The 16550-nt window shown below is 29.5% G+C and carries 17 protein-coding genes; 12 read left to right on the top strand and 5 right to left on the bottom strand.

Annotated features, from left to right (window positions below):
• The first annotated feature begins 99 nt into the window (after positions 1 to 99).
• On the top strand, positions 100 to 1026 hold the full coding sequence (locus Q4586_RS02275; protein ID WP_303525955.1) for a bifunctional riboflavin kinase/FAD synthetase: 927 nt from the start codon (positions 100 to 102) through the stop codon (positions 1024 to 1026).
• Positions 1027 to 1299: 273 nt separating this feature from the next.
• Positions 1300 to 2574: a serine--tRNA ligase gene (gene serS / locus Q4586_RS02270; protein WP_303525953.1), complete on the top strand. Its 1275-nt coding sequence runs from the start codon at positions 1300 to 1302 to the stop codon at positions 2572 to 2574.
• Between the two features lie 158 nt (positions 2575 to 2732).
• Here the strand turns inward: serS and Q4586_RS02265 are convergent, their stop codons facing one another.
• The gene (locus Q4586_RS02265) at positions 2733 to 2876 is read right to left on the bottom strand and encodes a hypothetical protein (RefSeq protein WP_176714945.1); all 144 of its coding nucleotides are present in this window, start codon (positions 2874 to 2876) and stop codon (positions 2733 to 2735) included.
• 121 nt (positions 2877 to 2997) lie between these two features.
• On the opposite strand from Q4586_RS02265, the gene Q4586_RS02260 reads away from it, so the two are divergent.
• The 4 genes from Q4586_RS02260 to mgtE all read left to right on the top strand — a co-directional run bounded on the left by Q4586_RS02260 (position 2998) and on the right by mgtE (position 7575).
• Positions 2998 to 4776, top strand: a complete 1779-nt coding sequence (locus tag Q4586_RS02260) for a tetratricopeptide repeat protein (RefSeq protein WP_303525951.1) — start codon at positions 2998 to 3000, stop codon at positions 4774 to 4776.
• Between the two features lie 75 nt (positions 4777 to 4851).
• Positions 4852 to 5181 carry a DUF4286 family protein gene (locus Q4586_RS02255; protein ID WP_303525950.1) on the top strand — a complete coding sequence of 110 codons (330 nt, stop codon included), beginning with the start codon at positions 4852 to 4854 and terminating at the stop codon, positions 5179 to 5181.
• Between the two features lie 165 nt (positions 5182 to 5346).
• Positions 5347 to 6150, top strand: a complete 804-nt coding sequence (gene rsmA / locus Q4586_RS02250) for a 16S rRNA (adenine(1518)-N(6)/adenine(1519)-N(6))-dimethyltransferase RsmA (RefSeq protein ID WP_068702237.1) — start codon at positions 5347 to 5349, stop codon at positions 6148 to 6150.
• 75 nt (positions 6151 to 6225) lie between these two features.
• Positions 6226 to 7575 (top strand): magnesium transporter, encoded by a 1350-nt coding sequence (mgtE, locus tag Q4586_RS02245; RefSeq protein WP_068702235.1) that lies wholly within the window; start codon positions 6226 to 6228, stop codon positions 7573 to 7575.
• Here mgtE and Q4586_RS02240 read toward each other — a convergent pair.
• Together Q4586_RS02240 and Q4586_RS02235 are read right to left on the bottom strand one after the other, a co-directional pair.
• Positions 7562 to 8254: a LysE family translocator gene (locus Q4586_RS02240; RefSeq protein ID WP_303525946.1), complete on the bottom strand. Its 693-nt coding sequence runs from the start codon at positions 8252 to 8254 to the stop codon at positions 7562 to 7564. The two genes, mgtE and Q4586_RS02240, sit on opposite strands and share 14 nt — an antisense overlap.
• A 174-nt stretch (positions 8255 to 8428) precedes the next feature.
• Positions 8429 to 9478, bottom strand: a complete 1050-nt coding sequence (locus tag Q4586_RS02235; protein WP_068702230.1) for a ferredoxin--NADP reductase — start codon at positions 9476 to 9478, stop codon at positions 8429 to 8431.
• 145 nt (positions 9479 to 9623) lie between these two features.
• On the opposite strand from Q4586_RS02235, the gene Q4586_RS02230 reads away from it, so the two are divergent.
• The 5 genes from Q4586_RS02230 (at position 9624) to Q4586_RS02210 (ending at position 12772) form a co-directional block, all read left to right on the top strand.
• A complete protein-coding gene (locus Q4586_RS02230; protein ID WP_068702228.1) occupies positions 9624 to 9962 on the top strand; it encodes a PadR family transcriptional regulator in 339 nt (112 codons plus the stop codon).
• A gap of 1 nt (position 9963) precedes the next feature.
• Entirely contained in the window at positions 9964 to 10629 is a 666-nt protein-coding gene (locus Q4586_RS02225; protein WP_303525939.1) for a hypothetical protein, read from the top strand.
• 140 nt (positions 10630 to 10769) lie between these two features.
• A complete protein-coding gene (locus Q4586_RS02220; RefSeq protein WP_068702224.1) occupies positions 10770 to 11426 on the top strand; it encodes a hypothetical protein in 657 nt (218 codons plus the stop codon).
• Positions 11427 to 11429: 3 nt separating this feature from the next.
• Entirely contained in the window at positions 11430 to 12068 is a 639-nt protein-coding gene (locus Q4586_RS02215) for a hypothetical protein (protein WP_068702222.1), read from the top strand.
• A gap of 5 nt (positions 12069 to 12073) precedes the next feature.
• Positions 12074 to 12772, top strand: coding sequence for a hypothetical protein (locus tag Q4586_RS02210; protein ID WP_303525936.1), 699 nt, complete (start codon positions 12074 to 12076; stop codon positions 12770 to 12772).
• Here the strand turns inward: Q4586_RS02210 and rsmI are convergent, their stop codons facing one another.
• Positions 12773 to 13444, bottom strand: a complete 672-nt coding sequence (rsmI, locus tag Q4586_RS02205; protein WP_068702218.1) for a 16S rRNA (cytidine(1402)-2'-O)-methyltransferase — start codon at positions 13442 to 13444, stop codon at positions 12773 to 12775.
• Positions 13445 to 13699: 255 nt separating this feature from the next.
• Between rsmI and dxs the strand changes: the two genes are divergently transcribed.
• Positions 13700 to 15472, top strand: coding sequence for a 1-deoxy-D-xylulose-5-phosphate synthase (gene dxs, locus Q4586_RS02200; protein WP_303525933.1), 1773 nt, complete (start codon positions 13700 to 13702; stop codon positions 15470 to 15472).
• A gap of 198 nt (positions 15473 to 15670) precedes the next feature.
• Here the strand turns inward: dxs and atpG are convergent, their stop codons facing one another.
• The gene (atpG, locus tag Q4586_RS02195; protein ID WP_068702214.1) at positions 15671 to 16531 is read right to left on the bottom strand and encodes an ATP synthase F1 subunit gamma; all 861 of its coding nucleotides are present in this window, start codon (positions 16529 to 16531) and stop codon (positions 15671 to 15673) included.
• Between the last annotated feature and the right edge of the window lie 19 nt (positions 16532 to 16550).

Here is a 16550-nt window from a genome sequence, read left to right as displayed (position 1 = left end):
TGATTTTTATTATCATTTTCATGATTTTATAAGTTTATTTTAACAAATTGTATTTAAGGTCTTTTACAAATTGTATTTTTGCTTAAATTTTGTACTACTTTGAAAGTTATTCACTCTATTTTCGATTTTACTCCAACCCAAAAAACAATAGTTACTATTGGTACTTTTGATGGGGTGCATATTGGGCATCAAAAAATCATAAAAGAATTGGTTGACGAAGCTAAAAAAACAAATAAAAAAGCTGTTTTATTAACTTTTTTTCCGCATCCGCGGATGGTTTTACAGAAAGATTTATCTATAAAACTGATTAACACGATTGATGAACGCGCACAATACCTGAAAAAACTAGGGTTAGATTATTTAATTATTCACCCTTTTAGTAAAGAGTTTTCAAGGCTTACCGCTTTAGATTTTGTTCGTGATGTTTTAGTTAATCAACTAAACACATCGAAATTAATTATTGGCTATGATCATCATTTTGGTAAAAACCGTGAAGGTAATATTGAGCAATTAACCGAATATTCTCATTTATATGACTTTACAGTCGAAGAAATCCCTGCACAAGATATTGATGAAGTTTCTGTGAGTTCAACTAAAATTAGAAAAGCCCTTGCTAGCGGACAACTAAAAACGGCAAATAATTATTTAGGGTATAATTTTTCATTAACGGGTAAAGTAGTTAATGGAAAACAATTAGGTGGACAAATTGGGTTTCCAACCGCAAATATTAATGTTTTAGAAACCTATAAATTAATTCCTAAAACAGGAGTTTATATTGTACAGTCTATAATTGATAACAGTACTATATTCGGCATGATGAATATTGGTAACCGACCAACAGTTAACGGAAATCATCAAACCATTGAAGTTCATTTTTTTAATTTCAACGCCAACTTATACAATCAAACGCTTACCATTGAATTGTTATATTTTTTAAGAGATGAGCAAAAATTCAATTCAGTAAATGATTTAGTTATTCAATTAAAAAAAGACGAAGAAACCGCTATTAATTTTTTAAAAAGATAAAATAACTCAAAAAAAAAGAGCGCTTTGTTTAAAAACATTGCGTGATGAATATAATATTACTTTGAATGATTTTTATATTGATAAAGGCATTCATTTAGCAAAAATTGAACAAGGAAAACTAATGTAACTATATTTACGCTTCACAAAATATGTGATTACTTTAATATAACTATGTTAGATTTTTTTATACGACTTGAAAAAATATAGTCTAAATAATACATTGCCAAAGTCTACTACTTCTTATATCTTTGCGATTCTTAAAAATTTAAAAAGATGTTACAGGTTCAGTTTATTAGAGAAAACAAACAAACTGTTTTAGACGGATTAGCAAAACGTAATTTTGCAGATGCCGAAACAATTATTAACGATGTATTAACTTTTGATGAAACTCGTAGAGCTACACAAGTTTCTTTAGATAATATATTGGCTGAATCTAATAAAATATCCAAAGAAATTGGCGGTCTTTTTAAATCTGGTGAGGTTCAAAAAGCAAACCTTTTAAAAGAAAAAACAGGACAGTTAAAAGAAGAATCTAAGCAATTAACGGAAGATTTAAATCTTACAACTTCTAAACTACAAGACTTATTATATCAAATTCCAAATGTTCCGCATGCATCAGTAAAAGCAGGAAAGAACGAAGAAGACAATGAGAAAGTTTTTAGTGAAGGAATTATTCCTGATTTAGGTGACAATGCTTTACCGCATTGGGAACTAGCAAAAAAATACGATATTATAGATTTTGAGTTAGGAACTAAAATTACAGGAGCAGGTTTTCCTGTTTATAAAGGTAAAGGTGCACGTTTACAACGTGCATTAATCAACTATTTTTTAGATAAAAATACAGATGCTGGTTATAAAGAAATGCAAGTTCCGCATTTGGTAAACGAAGCTTCAGGTATTGCAACTGGGCAATTACCAGATAAAGAAGGCCAAATGTATCATGCTACCATTGATGATTTATATTTAATTCCAACAGGTGAAGTACCAATTACCAATATTCATAGAAATGATTTGGTAAAAGAAGCTGATTTACCTATTAAATATACGGGTTACACACCATGTTTTCGTCGTGAAGCAGGTAGTTACGGTGCACATGTTCGTGGCTTAAACAGATTACATCAATTTGATAAAGTAGAAATTGTTCGTGTAGAGCATCCTGATAATTCATACCAAGCTTTAAACGGAATGGTTGAGCATATTAAAGATATTTTACGCGAGTTAAAATTACCATATCGTATTTTACGCTTGTGTGGTGGCGATACTGGTTTTACCTCAGCCTTAACTTTTGATTTTGAATTGTACTCAACAGCGCAAGAGCGTTGGTTAGAAATTAGTTCGGCTTCAAATTTTGAAACTTTTCAGGCTAACAGATTAAAATTACGTTTTAAAAACAAAGAAGGTAAAAGTCAATTAGTACATACACTAAACGGAAGTTCATTAGCGTTACCGAGAGTTTTAGCTGGAATTTTAGAAAATTATCAAACTGCTGATGGAATTAAAATTCCTGAAGTATTAATACCTTATTGTGGTTTTGATATGATTGACTAAAGTACTAAACCTAAACTTGTTTTAGATTTACATTAACAGAAATCGTTTATAAGATTCTGAAATAAATTCAGAATGATATTAAAAATAAAAAATGCCAAGTTTCAATTAAGAAGCTTGGCATTTTTAGTAATTCACCCTTCAAAATGAATTAATTTTATTTAATTGGCAACAACAGCCACCATTAACCTTTTATATTTATTCATTTCTAATAATGCTTCAAAATACTTTGTTATTTGACCGTTTTTCATAAACTGATCTGCATTATTCTTAGCTATCTGATATTGTATGTTTAAGTTTCTCATAGTATAAATTGTTTGGTCTTGTTATAAGTAAGACAAAGTTCGTGCCAAAATGTTACAAGACTTTCTAAAAAAGGAGCTCTTTTAATACAATTTTAACAATTTTCTTCCCTATTTTTGATAGATGAAAAAAATCATTATCCTATTTAATTTACTCATATTTAGCTTGTTTTGTAACGCGCAACGAAATGAATATATACTTGCTGAAAATTATTATAGAAATAATGAATATGAAAAAGCAATTCAACTTTACAAACAATTAAACAATAAAAATCCTTATAATAACACCTATTTAGTAAGACTTATTACTTGTTATCAAGAAACTGAACAGTTTTTAATTGCCGAAAATTTTTTATCAAAAAAAATAAAAGAAAAACCCGATTTAACCTACCTTAATGTTATAAAAGGGTATAATTATGAGCGCCAACAAAACGATATTGAAGCTACTAAAAATTATCAAATAGCTTTAAAATCATTAAATAAGAAAGGAAAATATGGAAACGTTATTGCCAATCTTTTTAAAAACTACAACAAATTAGATTTTGCAATTGAAGCCTATAATAAAATAATGACTAATAATCCGAAAGCAAATTATGGTTTTCAATTAGCACAAATTCATGGTGAAAAAGGCGATTTCCCTAAAATGTTTGCTTCATACATTAATTTAGTTGATAAAAACGAAAAATATCTTAATAATGTAAAACGTTATACTAGTAAATACATTAATGATGATGCCGAAAATGAAAATAATATTTTATTTAAAAAAGCATTATTACGAAAATCTATCAGTAATCCTAAGGATATTTGGAACGACTTATTAGCTTGGTTATTTGTAAAACAAAAACAATACAACAAAGCCCTTATCCAAAACAAGGCACTACTTGCAAGAAACCCAGATAATTTAGGTAAAATTAATGATTTAGGTAAAATAGCTCTAAAGAATAAAGACTATGAAACTGCAAAGAAGTGTTTTGATCTTATTATTGAGAAAACAAATTATCCAAGAGATAAGTTCAATGCCATAAACAACAACTTAAAAATAGCAATTGATATAAAACAACCTGATGTAGATGAACGTTTTAATTCCATCTTCAAAGAGTATGGAATTAATTCTAAAACTCTTTTTACACAGGTGGAATATGCCAATTACTTAACTTTTACAAAGAACAATCCAAAAGAAGCATCTGCTATTTTAAAAAATGCATTAAACTTTACCAATTCAAAGTTTATAAAAGCTACTATAAAACTTAAACTTGGTGATGTTTTTGTTTATATGGATAAGTTTAACAAGGGGTTAATTTACTTTTCTCAAGTTCAAACACTCTTCAAAAATCATTATATAGGTCAAGAAGCACGTTTTAAAGTTGCACAAACCTCTTATTTTAAAAATGATTTTAAATGGGCAAAAGCACAGCTAAAAGTATTAAAAGGATCAGCAACACAATTAATTGCTAACGACGCGGCAAATTTGTTTTTAACAATTTCAGACAATCAACCAAAAGATAGCATTGCTTCAGGCTTAGAAGAATACGCAAAGGCCGATTTATTAGCCTTCCAAAATAAAAACGAGCAAGCAATTAGTCTTTTAAACGAAGTTATTACAAAGTACAAAGGGCAGCCTATTGAAGACGAAGCTTTGTATAAAAAAGCAACGTTATTGTCAAAATTAAAAAAGTACGATGAAGCAATTTTGAACTATGAGAAAATAATTGCTTTAGATACAAAAGGAATTTATATTGATGATGTATATTATCAATTAGCCGAATTGTATAACATAAAATTAAATAAGCTCGAAAAGGCTAAAGAATACTATCAAAAGATTATTTTTGACCACGCTTCAAGCATCTATTTAGTAGATGCTCGTAAAAAGTTTAGAAAACTAAGAGGCGACCTAATTAATTAATCAATGTACCAATAAGTTAGTATAGCAATTATTGCTATATTATATAATTGCTACATCTTTACATTAAATAACAAAATGTATATATACAATGTAACTATAAATATAGACGAAAGCATTCATAACGAATGGTTAATTTGGATGGAAAATCATATTCCTGAAGTTTTAGCAACTGGCCATTTTTTAAGCGCAAAAATGACACAGGTTTTAGTTGAAGAAGAAATGGGTGGCGTAACTTACTCTGTTCAATACACAGCTAAAACTCGTGAAAATTTAGATAACTATTATAAAAATGATGCTGAAAAACTTCGTATTGCGGGCATGCAAAAATTTGCAGATAAAATGTTAGCCTTTCGTACCGAATTAAAAATAGTTAAAGAGTTTTTTCCTGCGGTAGCTAGTAATTAAAAAACATCTATTATTATAGTGTCAGCACGTCATTCTGAATTTATTTCGGAATTATATTTTTATAATAAATAGTGTATTATGATGATAACCTGAAATAAGTTCAGGTTAACGTATATATTAATTGTTATTAATTTCCCCAAAGTAAAATCTTTTAGCATAAAAACCATGACCGTAAAAGCAAAAAAACATTTAGGACAACATTTTTTAACCGATGAAAACATCGCAAAAAAAATAGCCGATTCGTTAACTGAAAATGGCTATGATAATGTTTTAGAAATTGGTCCAGGAATGGGAGTTTTAACAAAATACTTGTTAGCTAAAAAACCAAAAGTAACGGTAATGGAACTCGATTCTGAATCAGTAGAATATTTACATGATACTTTTCCGTTAGAACACATAAAACTAAACACTACCAAAGATAACTTTACAATTATTGAAGGTGATTTTCTTAAAAAAAACATTGTAGATACTTTTAAACAACAACAAGTTGCTATTATTGGTAATTTCCCTTACAATATTTCAACTCAAATTGTTTTTAAAGCAATTGAAAACAGGGAGTTTGTTCCTGAATTTTCTGGAATGTTTCAAAAGGAAGTAGCTAAAAGAATTGCTGAAAAAGAAGGAAGTAAAGTATACGGAATCATGTCTGTTTTAACACAAGCTTTCTATGATGTTGAATATTTATTTACCGTTCCGCCAACAGTATTTAATCCACCACCAAAGGTAGATTCGGGTGTTATTAGACTTATCAGAAAAGAAAATTACACCTTACCTGTTGATGAAAAGTTATTTTTTAGAGTCGTAAAAACAGCCTTTAATCAACGAAGAAAAATGTTGCGATCTAGTTTAAAATCTTTCAACCTTTCAGATATTTTAAAAGAAGATCCTATTTTTACCATGCGTCCAGAACAACTTTCTGTTGAGCGCTTTATTGAATTAACAAGAAAAATTTCTGAAGACAATAAGTAAAGCTTATTCGAAATAAAATGTAGTATTTTTGAATTTTAATATTCAAATATCGGTTATCCAATAAAATCACAATAGATGGCATTTGAAATCACCCAAGAACTTCTAAATAATGTAACACAGTACATCGAAAATAAAAATAACGATGCGCTTAATCAATTATTTAACGGCATGCACCATGCTGATATTGCTGAAATATTAGACGAGTTATCCTTTGATGAAGCCGTTTACATCATCCGTTTATTAGACAGTGAAACCACTGCCGAAGTATTAATGGATGTTGATGATGATGTTCGAGAAAAAATACTAGAACAACTAACCGCCAAAGAAATTGCGGAAGAAATTGATGAGCTTGACACTGATGATGCTGCCGATGTTATTGCTGAACTTCCTGAAAAAAGGAAAAAAGCTGTAATGCAAGAAATTGAAGATGATGAACATGCCAAAGAAATTGTAGAGTTATTACGCTACGACGAAGATTCTGCAGGTGGATTAATGGCTAAAGAATTAGTAAAAGTTAACGAAAACTGGTCGGTGCCTCGTTGTGTAAAAGAAATGCGTATTCAGGCCGAAGAAGTTACCAGAGTACATTCAATTTACGTTATTGATAATAGTGGAAAATTAAAAGGTCGTTTATCTTTAAAAGACTTATTAATGGCTGAGGCTAAAGCAACAATTGCCGATGTATACATACCAAAAGTAGATTTTGTTACTGTTACCGATGAAGCCGAAGACGTTGCTAACATCATGCGTAAATACGATTTAGAAGCCATTCCTGTTGTTGATGAATTAGGAGTTTTGGTTGGACGTATTACCATTGATGATATTGTTGATGTGATAAAGGAAGAAGCTGATAAAGATTACCAATTAGCAGCCGGTATTACACAAGATGTAGAAGCTGATGATACCATTTTAGAACTTACAAGAGCACGTTTGCCTTGGTTATTTTTAGGGTTAATTGGTGGTGTTGGAGCCGCAAGTATTATGGGCTTTTTTGAAGATGCCATATCTGAAAATGCAATTTTATTTATGTTTACACCTTTAATCGCTGCCATGGCAGGTAATGTAGGGGTTCAATCATCAGCAATTATTGTACAGGGTTTAGCAAATGATGATGTTAAAGGTAGTATTACCGACCGATTATTAAAAGAAGTATCATTAGCAATGGTAAACGGATTGGCTTTAGCTATTTTATTGTTCTTCTTTATTTTTGCAACAGAGCAAGATTTAAATGTTGCTACCGCTATTTCTATTTCGCTTTTTGTAGTAATAATTGTAGCCGGTTTAATCGGTACTTTTATTCCATTATTTCTAGATAAAAGAGGTATTGATCCTGCTATTGCAACAGGACCTTTTATTACAACGAGTAATGATATTTTTGGAATTCTTATTTACTTTTGGATTGCTAAAATGATTATTGGTTTTTAGCCGAATGTTCAATTTTAACGCTATCTAATAAATCGTCAATTTTTTCTTTAGGAATAAAACCTTTTAGCATTAAAACAGCTCCGAAAACAATTAGTAAAACTCCCATACCTCGTTTTATTCTATAAATAACCAACGGGGTTAATTTACTTTTTAGCTGTTTTGCTAGTAAAATTTTGCCTAAATCGGTAAATGCATATCCTAAAATTACAGTTGCAAAATACCAAAATAAATACCTTGGATTCATGTCATAGGTAGGTCCAATAACAACAATTAAACCTAACCAAAAAGCCAATACTCCAATATTTATAAAGTTTAAAAAGAAACCTTTTAAAAATAATTTAAAATAATTATTACTTTCTGGTAAAGTTACATCAGGTGCTTCGGTTTCCTTTTTATTGTTTTTATCTAAATATGTTATTAAGCCATAAACAATAAGTATCAAGCCTCCAATTAAAAATAATCTAGGGTCGTCTTTTATTTTTTCTAACAAACTTCTACTACCAAAATAGGCTATTAACATAAAAGAAATATCTCCTAAAATTACTCCTATATCAAAAGCTATAGCTGCTCTTGCACCTTTTAAAACACTTGTTTTTAAGAGCATAAAAAATACTGGCCCAATCATAAAAGCCATAAAAACTCCTACTAAAAAAGCGTTTTTAAAATCGTAAAAATCCATTATTAAATATGTGTTTATGACTATTTGTAATAAATGACAAACTCCATTCGTCAACCTGAACTTGTTTCAGGTTCTCATCACAAATCATTGTTTAGTTATGTAATGAGATTCCGAAATAAATTCGGAATGACGTTAAAAATTATATACTATACAGATGTTAATATATATTAACTACTAAACATCATCAAAATCAACTACTACTTTCGGGGTTGTAGGGTGTGCCATACAGGTTAATATAAACCCTTCTTCTAATTCACCATCAGATAAAATAGAATTTTTAGACATTACCGCTTTTCCTTCAGTAACTTTAGCAATACAACTACTACAAACACCTCCTTGACAAGAATATGGAGCATCTAATTTATTACGCAAAGAAGCCGATAAAATAGTATCGGTTTTTTCCATCGCAAAAGTAGTTTCTTCGTCATCTAATAAAACAGTAATTTCCGATTTTCCATCAGGATAGGTAAGCGGAATTTCTTCAGATGTTGTGCTTGCGGTAAATAACTCAAAATTGATTTGCTCTTCGTTAAATCCGTTTTCTTGTAAAGTTTCAGATACTAAATTAATCATAGCCTCTGGCCCACATAAATAAGCAGCATCAAAAGAAATATCTTTATGAATATCTTTTATAATATCATTTACATTATTTTTATCGATACGCCCTAATTTGGTATTGCTTTTAACCTCTTTACTAAAAATATAATGTAAATTAAATTGCTGTTTATACTGATCTTCTAAAGCATTTAACTCTTCGTAAAAAATAGTAGTTTCTGCCTTTTTATTCCCAAAAATTAATGTAAAAGTTGATGATGGCTCATTTTCTAATACAGCTTTTATCATTGATAAAACAGGTGTAATTCCACTACCTGCAGCAAAAGCAAGGTAATTTTTATCCGCCGTAGGCTCTAATATAAATTTACCCTCAGGTTCAGAAATCTCTAAAATTGTGTTTTCTTTTAGTTTTGTAGTTGCATACGTAGAAAAAACTCCTTTTTCTACCGCCTTAACTGCAACCTTAATTTGATTGGAATTTGGTGAGGCACAAATAGAATAAGCTCTTCTAATTTCTTGATCGTTCAGGGTCGTTTTAATGGTAATATATTGACCTGCAACATAAGTGTATGCTTCTTTTAATTGGGCAGGAACTGTAAATAAAATAGAAACAGCGTCGGCAGTTTCTTTTATTATTTTTTCTATCGTTAGTTTATGAAATGTAGACATTTATTCTTTTTATAAACGCAAAAATAAGCAATAGTAAACGAACCTTTTGTTAGGAATAACATAAAAATAATACCTAAGAATTTTATACATAAGAAAATTATGTATATTTGTATACCTAAGTTTTTTAGGTATAACAGAATTTATTATGGGAAATCAAAAATTATATAAAGGTTCGTTACAAACTATTATTTTAAAGCTATTGGCACAAAATGATAAAATGTACGGATATGAAATTACACAAAAAGTAAAAGAACTTACCAAAGGGGAATTAAAAATTACCGAAGGCGCTTTGTATCCTGCCTTGCATAAATTAGAAGCCGAAGGTTTGTTAGATGTAGAAGTTGCTAAAGTTGGTAATCGTTTACGTAAATATTATAAACTTACCGAAAACGGCACCAAAGAAACCGCTAATAAATTATCAGAAATGCAAGAGTTTTTAAATACAATGCAACAATTGGTGAATCCTAAATTTAGCTTGGAGTAAGATGGAGTTAACCCAAGAACAAACAAAAAAAATTAACGATTTTTTAGAAGGAATTGGTGTTGATTATATTGATATCCGTTACGAAATGGTTGATCATATTGCATCTGAAATTGAAGAAAAAGTAAGTGATACTGATGCTTTTTTTGAAAACCAACGCTTTCAAACCATTTTTGTAAAGTATATGTTGAGTAAAAAAGATGCGTTGCAAAAAAAGTATCAGAAAATAGTTAAAAGAAAATTTTGGGGAGATTTTAAAACGATTAGTAAAAACATATTGTGGGAATCTGTTAAAATTAAAAATATTGCGATTTTTATAATTTTTGGCGTTTTAACCTATTCTCTAAGTTTATTTAACAAAAAAAAATCACTAATTTTTTTGTTTGTATTACTATTAATTAACTATTGTTATAACGGTTATATATTTAGTAGGGCATATAAAAAATACGGAAACATAAAACTCTTACAGTCGTACACATTAATATTAACATTCTTTTCTTATTTCCCATTATATATAAATAACCCTGTACTAATGTCTTCAAAAACAGATGTTAAAATATGGAATATTTATATACATGTTACTTTTATTTATTTAATGTTTTTACTGTATAAAACATTTATGAATCAAAAAGAAAAAATTGATAAGAAATACCAATATTTAACAGAATAAATGATATTGGAACGTCATTCTGAATTTATTTCAGAATCACATCATCATAATAAACAACATGTTATGATGAGAACCTGAAACAGGTTCAGGTTGACGTAGCGCAAGTTATTATAAAATCAAAAAACATTCATTAAGACTATATGCAGATAACTAACGAACAAATACAGCAAATAGATAATCGTTTAAAAAAACGAGGTATTAAATACTGGGATTTACGTATTGAAATGGTAGATCATATAGTTTCTAACATGGAAAGTAATGCTACAACTAATGATTTTAAGGTTGAATTAGAAAAATCACTAAGAAAGTTAAATTGGAATGGAGGTTTATTTGGTGTAAATACTTTAGGCTGGCAAAACGCCAATAGAAAATATAGAAAAGAATATTTTACAGAAATTACAGCTGTTTTTAAGTCATTTAAAAACATAACAATTTATGTACTGTTTTCAATTTTGTTATACATTATTTCGAATTTTATTGCTTTCAATATTTTCGAATTAATAAGCTTAGGATTATTAATATCACCAATGCTTTTTTTCTTTTTTGTTACAGCAAAACAATTATTTAAAAAGTATGGAAGGTCAGTAAACCTAGATTATGGTGTAAGTTATTTTTCTTTTGCTTTTTTAATGATGATGCTTCCTATTCAATTTCTAAAAGATTTATCTACTGAAATTCGAATAACCGCCTTTATAGTATTTATACCTATCTTATTTGTTACTACTTATGCTGGGTATAAAACATACAAAAAAGCACTTACTAGAGTTGAAAATATGAAAAAAGAATTATCTCTATAAACTATGCAACTAACCCAAGAACAAACCAAAAGAATTAACGATTTTTTAGAAGGAATTGGTGTTGAATATATTGATATCCGTTATGAAATGGTTGATCATATTGCTTCCGAAATTGAAGAAAAAGTAAGTGATACTGATGCTTTTTTCGAAAATCAACGCTTTCAAACCGTTTTTGTTAAATACATGTTGAGTAAAAAAGATGCACTGCAAAAAAAATATGAAAAAATTGTAAAAAGAAGATTTTGGGGCGATGTTAAAACGATAAGTAAAGATATTTTAAGGCTTAGTATTTATCCTAAAAACTTAATAATTCTTATTTTAATTCTAACATTAATACCTAACTTAAGTCAATATAATACTGAATATACTCTTTATTTATTGTATGGTTTTTCTTTAGTTATGTTTTTTATAGGCACTTCTTCTTTGAGTAAATTGGTTAAAAAATATGGAAATATAAAATTTGTGCAAACATATATTTCATTATTTACTGGGTTAGCATATATACCAATATGGATAAATAGTATTAATAATAACTGGCTTATATACATTCAAATAACAGCTCTTTACTTAACATTTTTATTGTTTAAAAGTTTTGAGTCGAAAAAAGAAAATATTGAAAATAAGTATAAATATCTAATCTAATAGACATGAAACTTACCGAACAAAACATAGAGCAATTATACAAATTCACACGTCAACATTATGTTGAGCATTACGATGTACAAACCGAATTGGTAGATCATTTAGCTAATGATATTGAGCTTATTTGGGAAGAAAGTCCAACCTTATCTTTTGAGCAAGCTAGAGATATCTCTTTTAAAAAATTCGGGATATTTGGGTTTATGGATGTTGTTGATCAAAAAATAGTACAATTAAATAAAAAGTACTTCAAGCTTATTTTAAGTTTTGTAAAACAATGGTTTATGTTGCCTAAAATTATACTTACGTTTTGTATCGTTGTATTATTTTATTTACTACAACAAATACCAAATGCATATTATATTTATACTGGAATCTTTTTTACAGTTATCCTTTTAGATACTATTAAAATATTTCAGTCAAAAAGAAAAATCAATAAAAAAGTGGCATTAACGAGTAAAAAATGGTTGTTAGAAGACATTTATTTAAAGCAAAGTTTAGGAAACTTAGCGTTAATTATATTTTATACTTATGATTTGTTTTTACCACACGATAATGGTTTTACAGAAATGAATGAATTTAGCCGGTGGTTATCGGCATTTTTAATCGTTTTTACAATGTTGGTTGGGTATATTACATTAATTGTTATTCCAAATAAATCAGAAGAGTTACTTGAAGAACATTATCCTGAATATAAACTTATTTAACTACTTTTTACCATCAACAACAATCACAATTTCGCCTTTGGCGGGTTTTTCCGTATAATATGATAACACTTCTTTTACTGTTCCTCGCTTGGTTTCTTCAAACATTTTTGTCAATTCTCTAGAAACTGATATTTGTCTGTCCTCACCAAAATACTCGCTAAAATTCGTTAAGGTTTTTAATAATTTATGCGGACTCTCATAAAATATCATCGTACGATTTTCTTCTGATAAAAAAGTTAAACGCGTTTGACGTCCTTTTTTTACGGGTAAAAATCCTTCAAAAACAAATTTATCATTCGGTAAACCAGAATTTACCAACGCAGGTACAAAAGCTGTAGCGCCCGGTAAACATTCCACCGCAATATCTTGCTGTACACAAGCACGCGTTAATAAAAATCCAGGATCAGAAATTGCAGGCGTTCCGGCATCAGAAATTAAAGCACAAGTTTCACCATTTTTCAATCTATTTAAAACACCTTCAACCGATTTATGCTCATTATGCATATGATGACTGTACATTTGTGTTGCAATCTCAAAATGCTTTAATAATTTTCCGCTTGTACGCGTATCTTCCGCCAAAATAAAATCCACTTCCTTTAAAATTCTAAGTGCTCTTAAGGTAATATCTTCTAAATTTCCAATAGGTGTTGGTACCAAATACAATTTGCTCATACAGCAAAGCTACAACAAAGTTTTAGTATCTTTTTAAATTTTACAAATGTCATGTAAAAAACTATGGTTTTGTGAGCTTGAGTAATTTTGAGACACAAAAATTGTATCGATGTATAATTAAAAATTCTACATAATTTACTTCTCTATACAAATTTTATACATTTCAATCTTAAAATTCACTCGAAGTTACAAAATTGACTCTTTTAGCAATGTATTGGTGCTGTTTTGAATTTAAAAAGGTATTACATTTGTACTATGCCAAAAAAGCTATTACAAAATATAAATTTTCCTTCGGATGTAAGGCTATTATCTTCGGATGAATTGCCTTTATTGGCAAAAGAATTACGTGAATTTATTATTGATATAATTGCTACAAAAGAAGGTCATTTAGGTGCAAGTTTAGGGGTAATAGAACTTACCATAGCTTTGCATTATTTGTTCGATACTCCAAACGATCAATTAGTTTGGGATGTTGGTCATCAAGCCTATGGACATAAAATTTTAACTGGTAGAAAAGATGTTTTTCATACCAATCGTCAACTAGGTGGTATTTCAGGGTTTCCAAAAAGAAGCGAAAGCACCTACGATGCTTTTGGGGTTGGGCATTCATCAACTTCAATTTCGGCTGCTTTGGGTATGGCAATTGCTTCTAAGCTACAAGGAAACGATAAGCATCATATCGCTATTATTGGTGATGCTTCTATTGCAAGCGGAATGGCTTTTGAGGCTTTAAACCATGCGGGTGATACCAATGCCAACTTATTAGTCATTTTAAACGACAATGCTATTGGAATCGACCCTTCTGTAGGTGCTTTAAAAGATTATTTGACTAGAATTAAAGCAACAAGATCAGATATTGAGCAACATAATATTTTTGAAGCCTTAAACTTTGATTATTCAGGGCCAATAGATGGGCATAATTTTGATGAACTTATATCAGAATTAGAACGTTTAAAACAAGTAAAAGGGCCTAAATTTTTACATGTAATTACAACTAAAGGTAAAGGATTACGGCAAGCAGAACAAGATCAAGTAAAGTATCATGCCCCAGGTAAATTTGATAAAATATCTGGAGATGTTTTGCCAAAAGAAGCGAGTAAATTTACTAAGTTTCAAGATGTTTTCGGAAAAACAATTGTTGAACTAACACATAAAAACGATAAAATTGTAGGTATTACACCTGCAATGTTAACCGGAAGCTCATTAAAGCGAATGTTAGATGAATTTCCCGAACGTACTTTTGATGTTGGTATTGCCGAACAACACGCTGTTACATTGGCGGCTGGTATGGCAACCCAAGGAATGATTCCTTTTTGTAATATTTACTCTACCTTTTTACAACGTGCCTATGATCAAATAATTCATGATGTTGCTTTACAAAATTTACCCGTAGTATTTTGTTTAGACAGAGCCGGTTTGGTTGGTGAAGATGGTGCTACGCATCACGGAGTATTTGATTTAGCATATTTAAATTGCATTCCGAACTTATTAATTTTTGCACCTCGCAACGAAATTGAATTGCGAAATATTTTATATACAGCACAATTAGGTTTAAAAAAACCGATAGCAATTCGGTACCCTAGAGGATACGGAAAATTAGAAAATTGGCAACTTCCGTTTAAAAAAATTAAAATAGGTAAAGGAACCTGTTTAAAAGATGGAAACAAACTCGCTATACTTTCTGTTGGCACAATTGCTAATAACGTTTCTGAGGCTACAAATCTGTTAAAAAACAAAGATTCCGTTGCGCATTATGATATGCGTTTTATAAAACCTTTAGATGTTAGTTTACTAAATATTATTTTCAATAAGTTTGATACTATTATCACTATTGAAGATGGAACTATTAAAGGTGGATTTGGTACTAGTATTTTAGAATATGCTGCTGAAAAAAAATATAAAGGAATAATTAAAGTTTTAGGGATTCCTGATAATTTCTTTCATCATGGAACTATAAAACAACTTCAAGAAATTTGTGGTATTGATGCTAAAGCTATTCAAAAAGAAGTAGAGAAGTTTTTATATTAACAATATACACAATTAAATAACTTAGCCCTGATTGAACGGTTTGTTTGAGCTCTTTTGAAGTATGAAAAAAGCGAGTAGTGAAAGCAGGTTTTAGCTTCAAAGAATAATAAATAACTGTTTTAGAACAAGATTTTAAACATAAAAAAAATCGAATCACTTTCATGATTCGATTTTTAATATAAAATAATTGCTATTTGCTTAATTATTCAATGCTTCTGCACCACCAACAATTTCTAAAATTTCGTTGGTAATAGCAGCCTGACGTGCTTTATTATACGTTAATAATAATTCGTCACGTAATTCAGTTGCATTATCTGTAGCCTTATGCATTGCAGTCATACGAGCTCCGTGTTCAGCAGCAAATGAATCGCGAATTGCTTTGTATAATTGTGTTTTTAAAGACTTTGGAATCAATTCTAATACAATTTCTTCTTTAGAAGGCTCAAAGATGTAATCTAAATTTACATTTTCATCGCTTTCTACTGGTTCTATTGGTAAAAATTGCTCTACTTGTGGTATTTGTGTTGCAGCATTTTTAAATTGATTGTAAACAAGCTCTATTTTATCGTAAGAACCATCTACATATAAATCCATTAATTGCTCTGCAATTACAGCTACATTATCAAAGGTTAAGTCATCAAAAATATCATTTCTATTTTCTATAACTTTGTATTCTTTTGATAAAATATCGTGTGCTTTTTTACCAATGGTAAATAAATCAACAGTAACACCATTGTATTTATTATCAATAGTTTTAATAGTTTCTTTAACTATAGATGAGTTAAAACCACCACATAAACCTCTGTTTGAAGTAACGGTAACTAGTAATACTTTATTTACCTCTCTTTGTGTTGAATATGCTCCGCCAGCATTACTATCTAAAGTAGCACTTAAGCTTTGTAATAATTCAGTAAGCTTAGATGAATACGGGCGCATTGCTGTAATTGCATCTTGAGCTTTTTTCAACTTTGCAGCCGATACCATTTTCATGGCAGAGGTAATCTGCATTGTTGATTTAATTGAAGTAATTCTGTTACGTATTTCTTTTAAGTTTGCCATACAAATAGTATTTAGCATT

It is taken from the genome of Tenacibaculum soleae (assembly GCF_030549005.1).
GTDB lineage: Bacteria > Bacteroidota > Bacteroidia > Flavobacteriales > Flavobacteriaceae > Polaribacter > Polaribacter soleae.
This window is presented reverse-complemented; position numbering and strand designations above follow the sequence as displayed.

Coding starts and splice junctions, on each gene's coding strand:
- Q4586_RS02235 (WP_068702230.1), bottom strand. CDS start 9,478: ATGTCTACATTTCATAAACTAACGATAGAAAAAATAATAAAAGAAACT.
- dxs (WP_303525933.1), top strand. CDS start 13,700: ATGCCAAAAAAGCTATTACAAAATATAAATTTTCCTTCGGATGTAAGG.
- Q4586_RS02210 (WP_303525936.1), top strand. CDS start 12,074: ATGAAACTTACCGAACAAAACATAGAGCAATTATACAAATTCACACGT.
- rsmA (WP_068702237.1), top strand. CDS start 5,347: ATGACCGTAAAAGCAAAAAAACATTTAGGACAACATTTTTTAACCGAT.
- Q4586_RS02230 (WP_068702228.1), top strand. CDS start 9,624: ATGGGAAATCAAAAATTATATAAAGGTTCGTTACAAACTATTATTTTA.
- Q4586_RS02260 (WP_303525951.1), top strand. CDS start 2,998: ATGAAAAAAATCATTATCCTATTTAATTTACTCATATTTAGCTTGTTT.
- Q4586_RS02240 (WP_303525946.1), bottom strand. CDS start 8,254: ATGGATTTTTACGATTTTAAAAACGCTTTTTTAGTAGGAGTTTTTATG.
- Q4586_RS02215 (WP_068702222.1), top strand. CDS start 11,430: ATGCAACTAACCCAAGAACAAACCAAAAGAATTAACGATTTTTTAGAA.
- serS (WP_303525953.1), top strand. CDS start 1,300: ATGTTACAGGTTCAGTTTATTAGAGAAAACAAACAAACTGTTTTAGAC.
- Q4586_RS02225 (WP_303525939.1), top strand. CDS start 9,964: ATGGAGTTAACCCAAGAACAAACAAAAAAAATTAACGATTTTTTAGAA.
- rsmI (WP_068702218.1), bottom strand. CDS start 13,444: ATGAGCAAATTGTATTTGGTACCAACACCTATTGGAAATTTAGAAGAT.
- Q4586_RS02220 (WP_068702224.1), top strand. CDS start 10,770: ATGCAGATAACTAACGAACAAATACAGCAAATAGATAATCGTTTAAAA.
- mgtE (WP_068702235.1), top strand. CDS start 6,226: ATGGCATTTGAAATCACCCAAGAACTTCTAAATAATGTAACACAGTAC.
- Q4586_RS02265 (WP_176714945.1), bottom strand. CDS start 2,876: ATGAGAAACTTAAACATACAATATCAGATAGCTAAGAATAATGCAGAT.
- Q4586_RS02255 (WP_303525950.1), top strand. CDS start 4,852: ATGTATATATACAATGTAACTATAAATATAGACGAAAGCATTCATAAC.
- atpG (WP_068702214.1), bottom strand. CDS start 16,531: ATGGCAAACTTAAAAGAAATACGTAACAGAATTACTTCAATTAAATCA.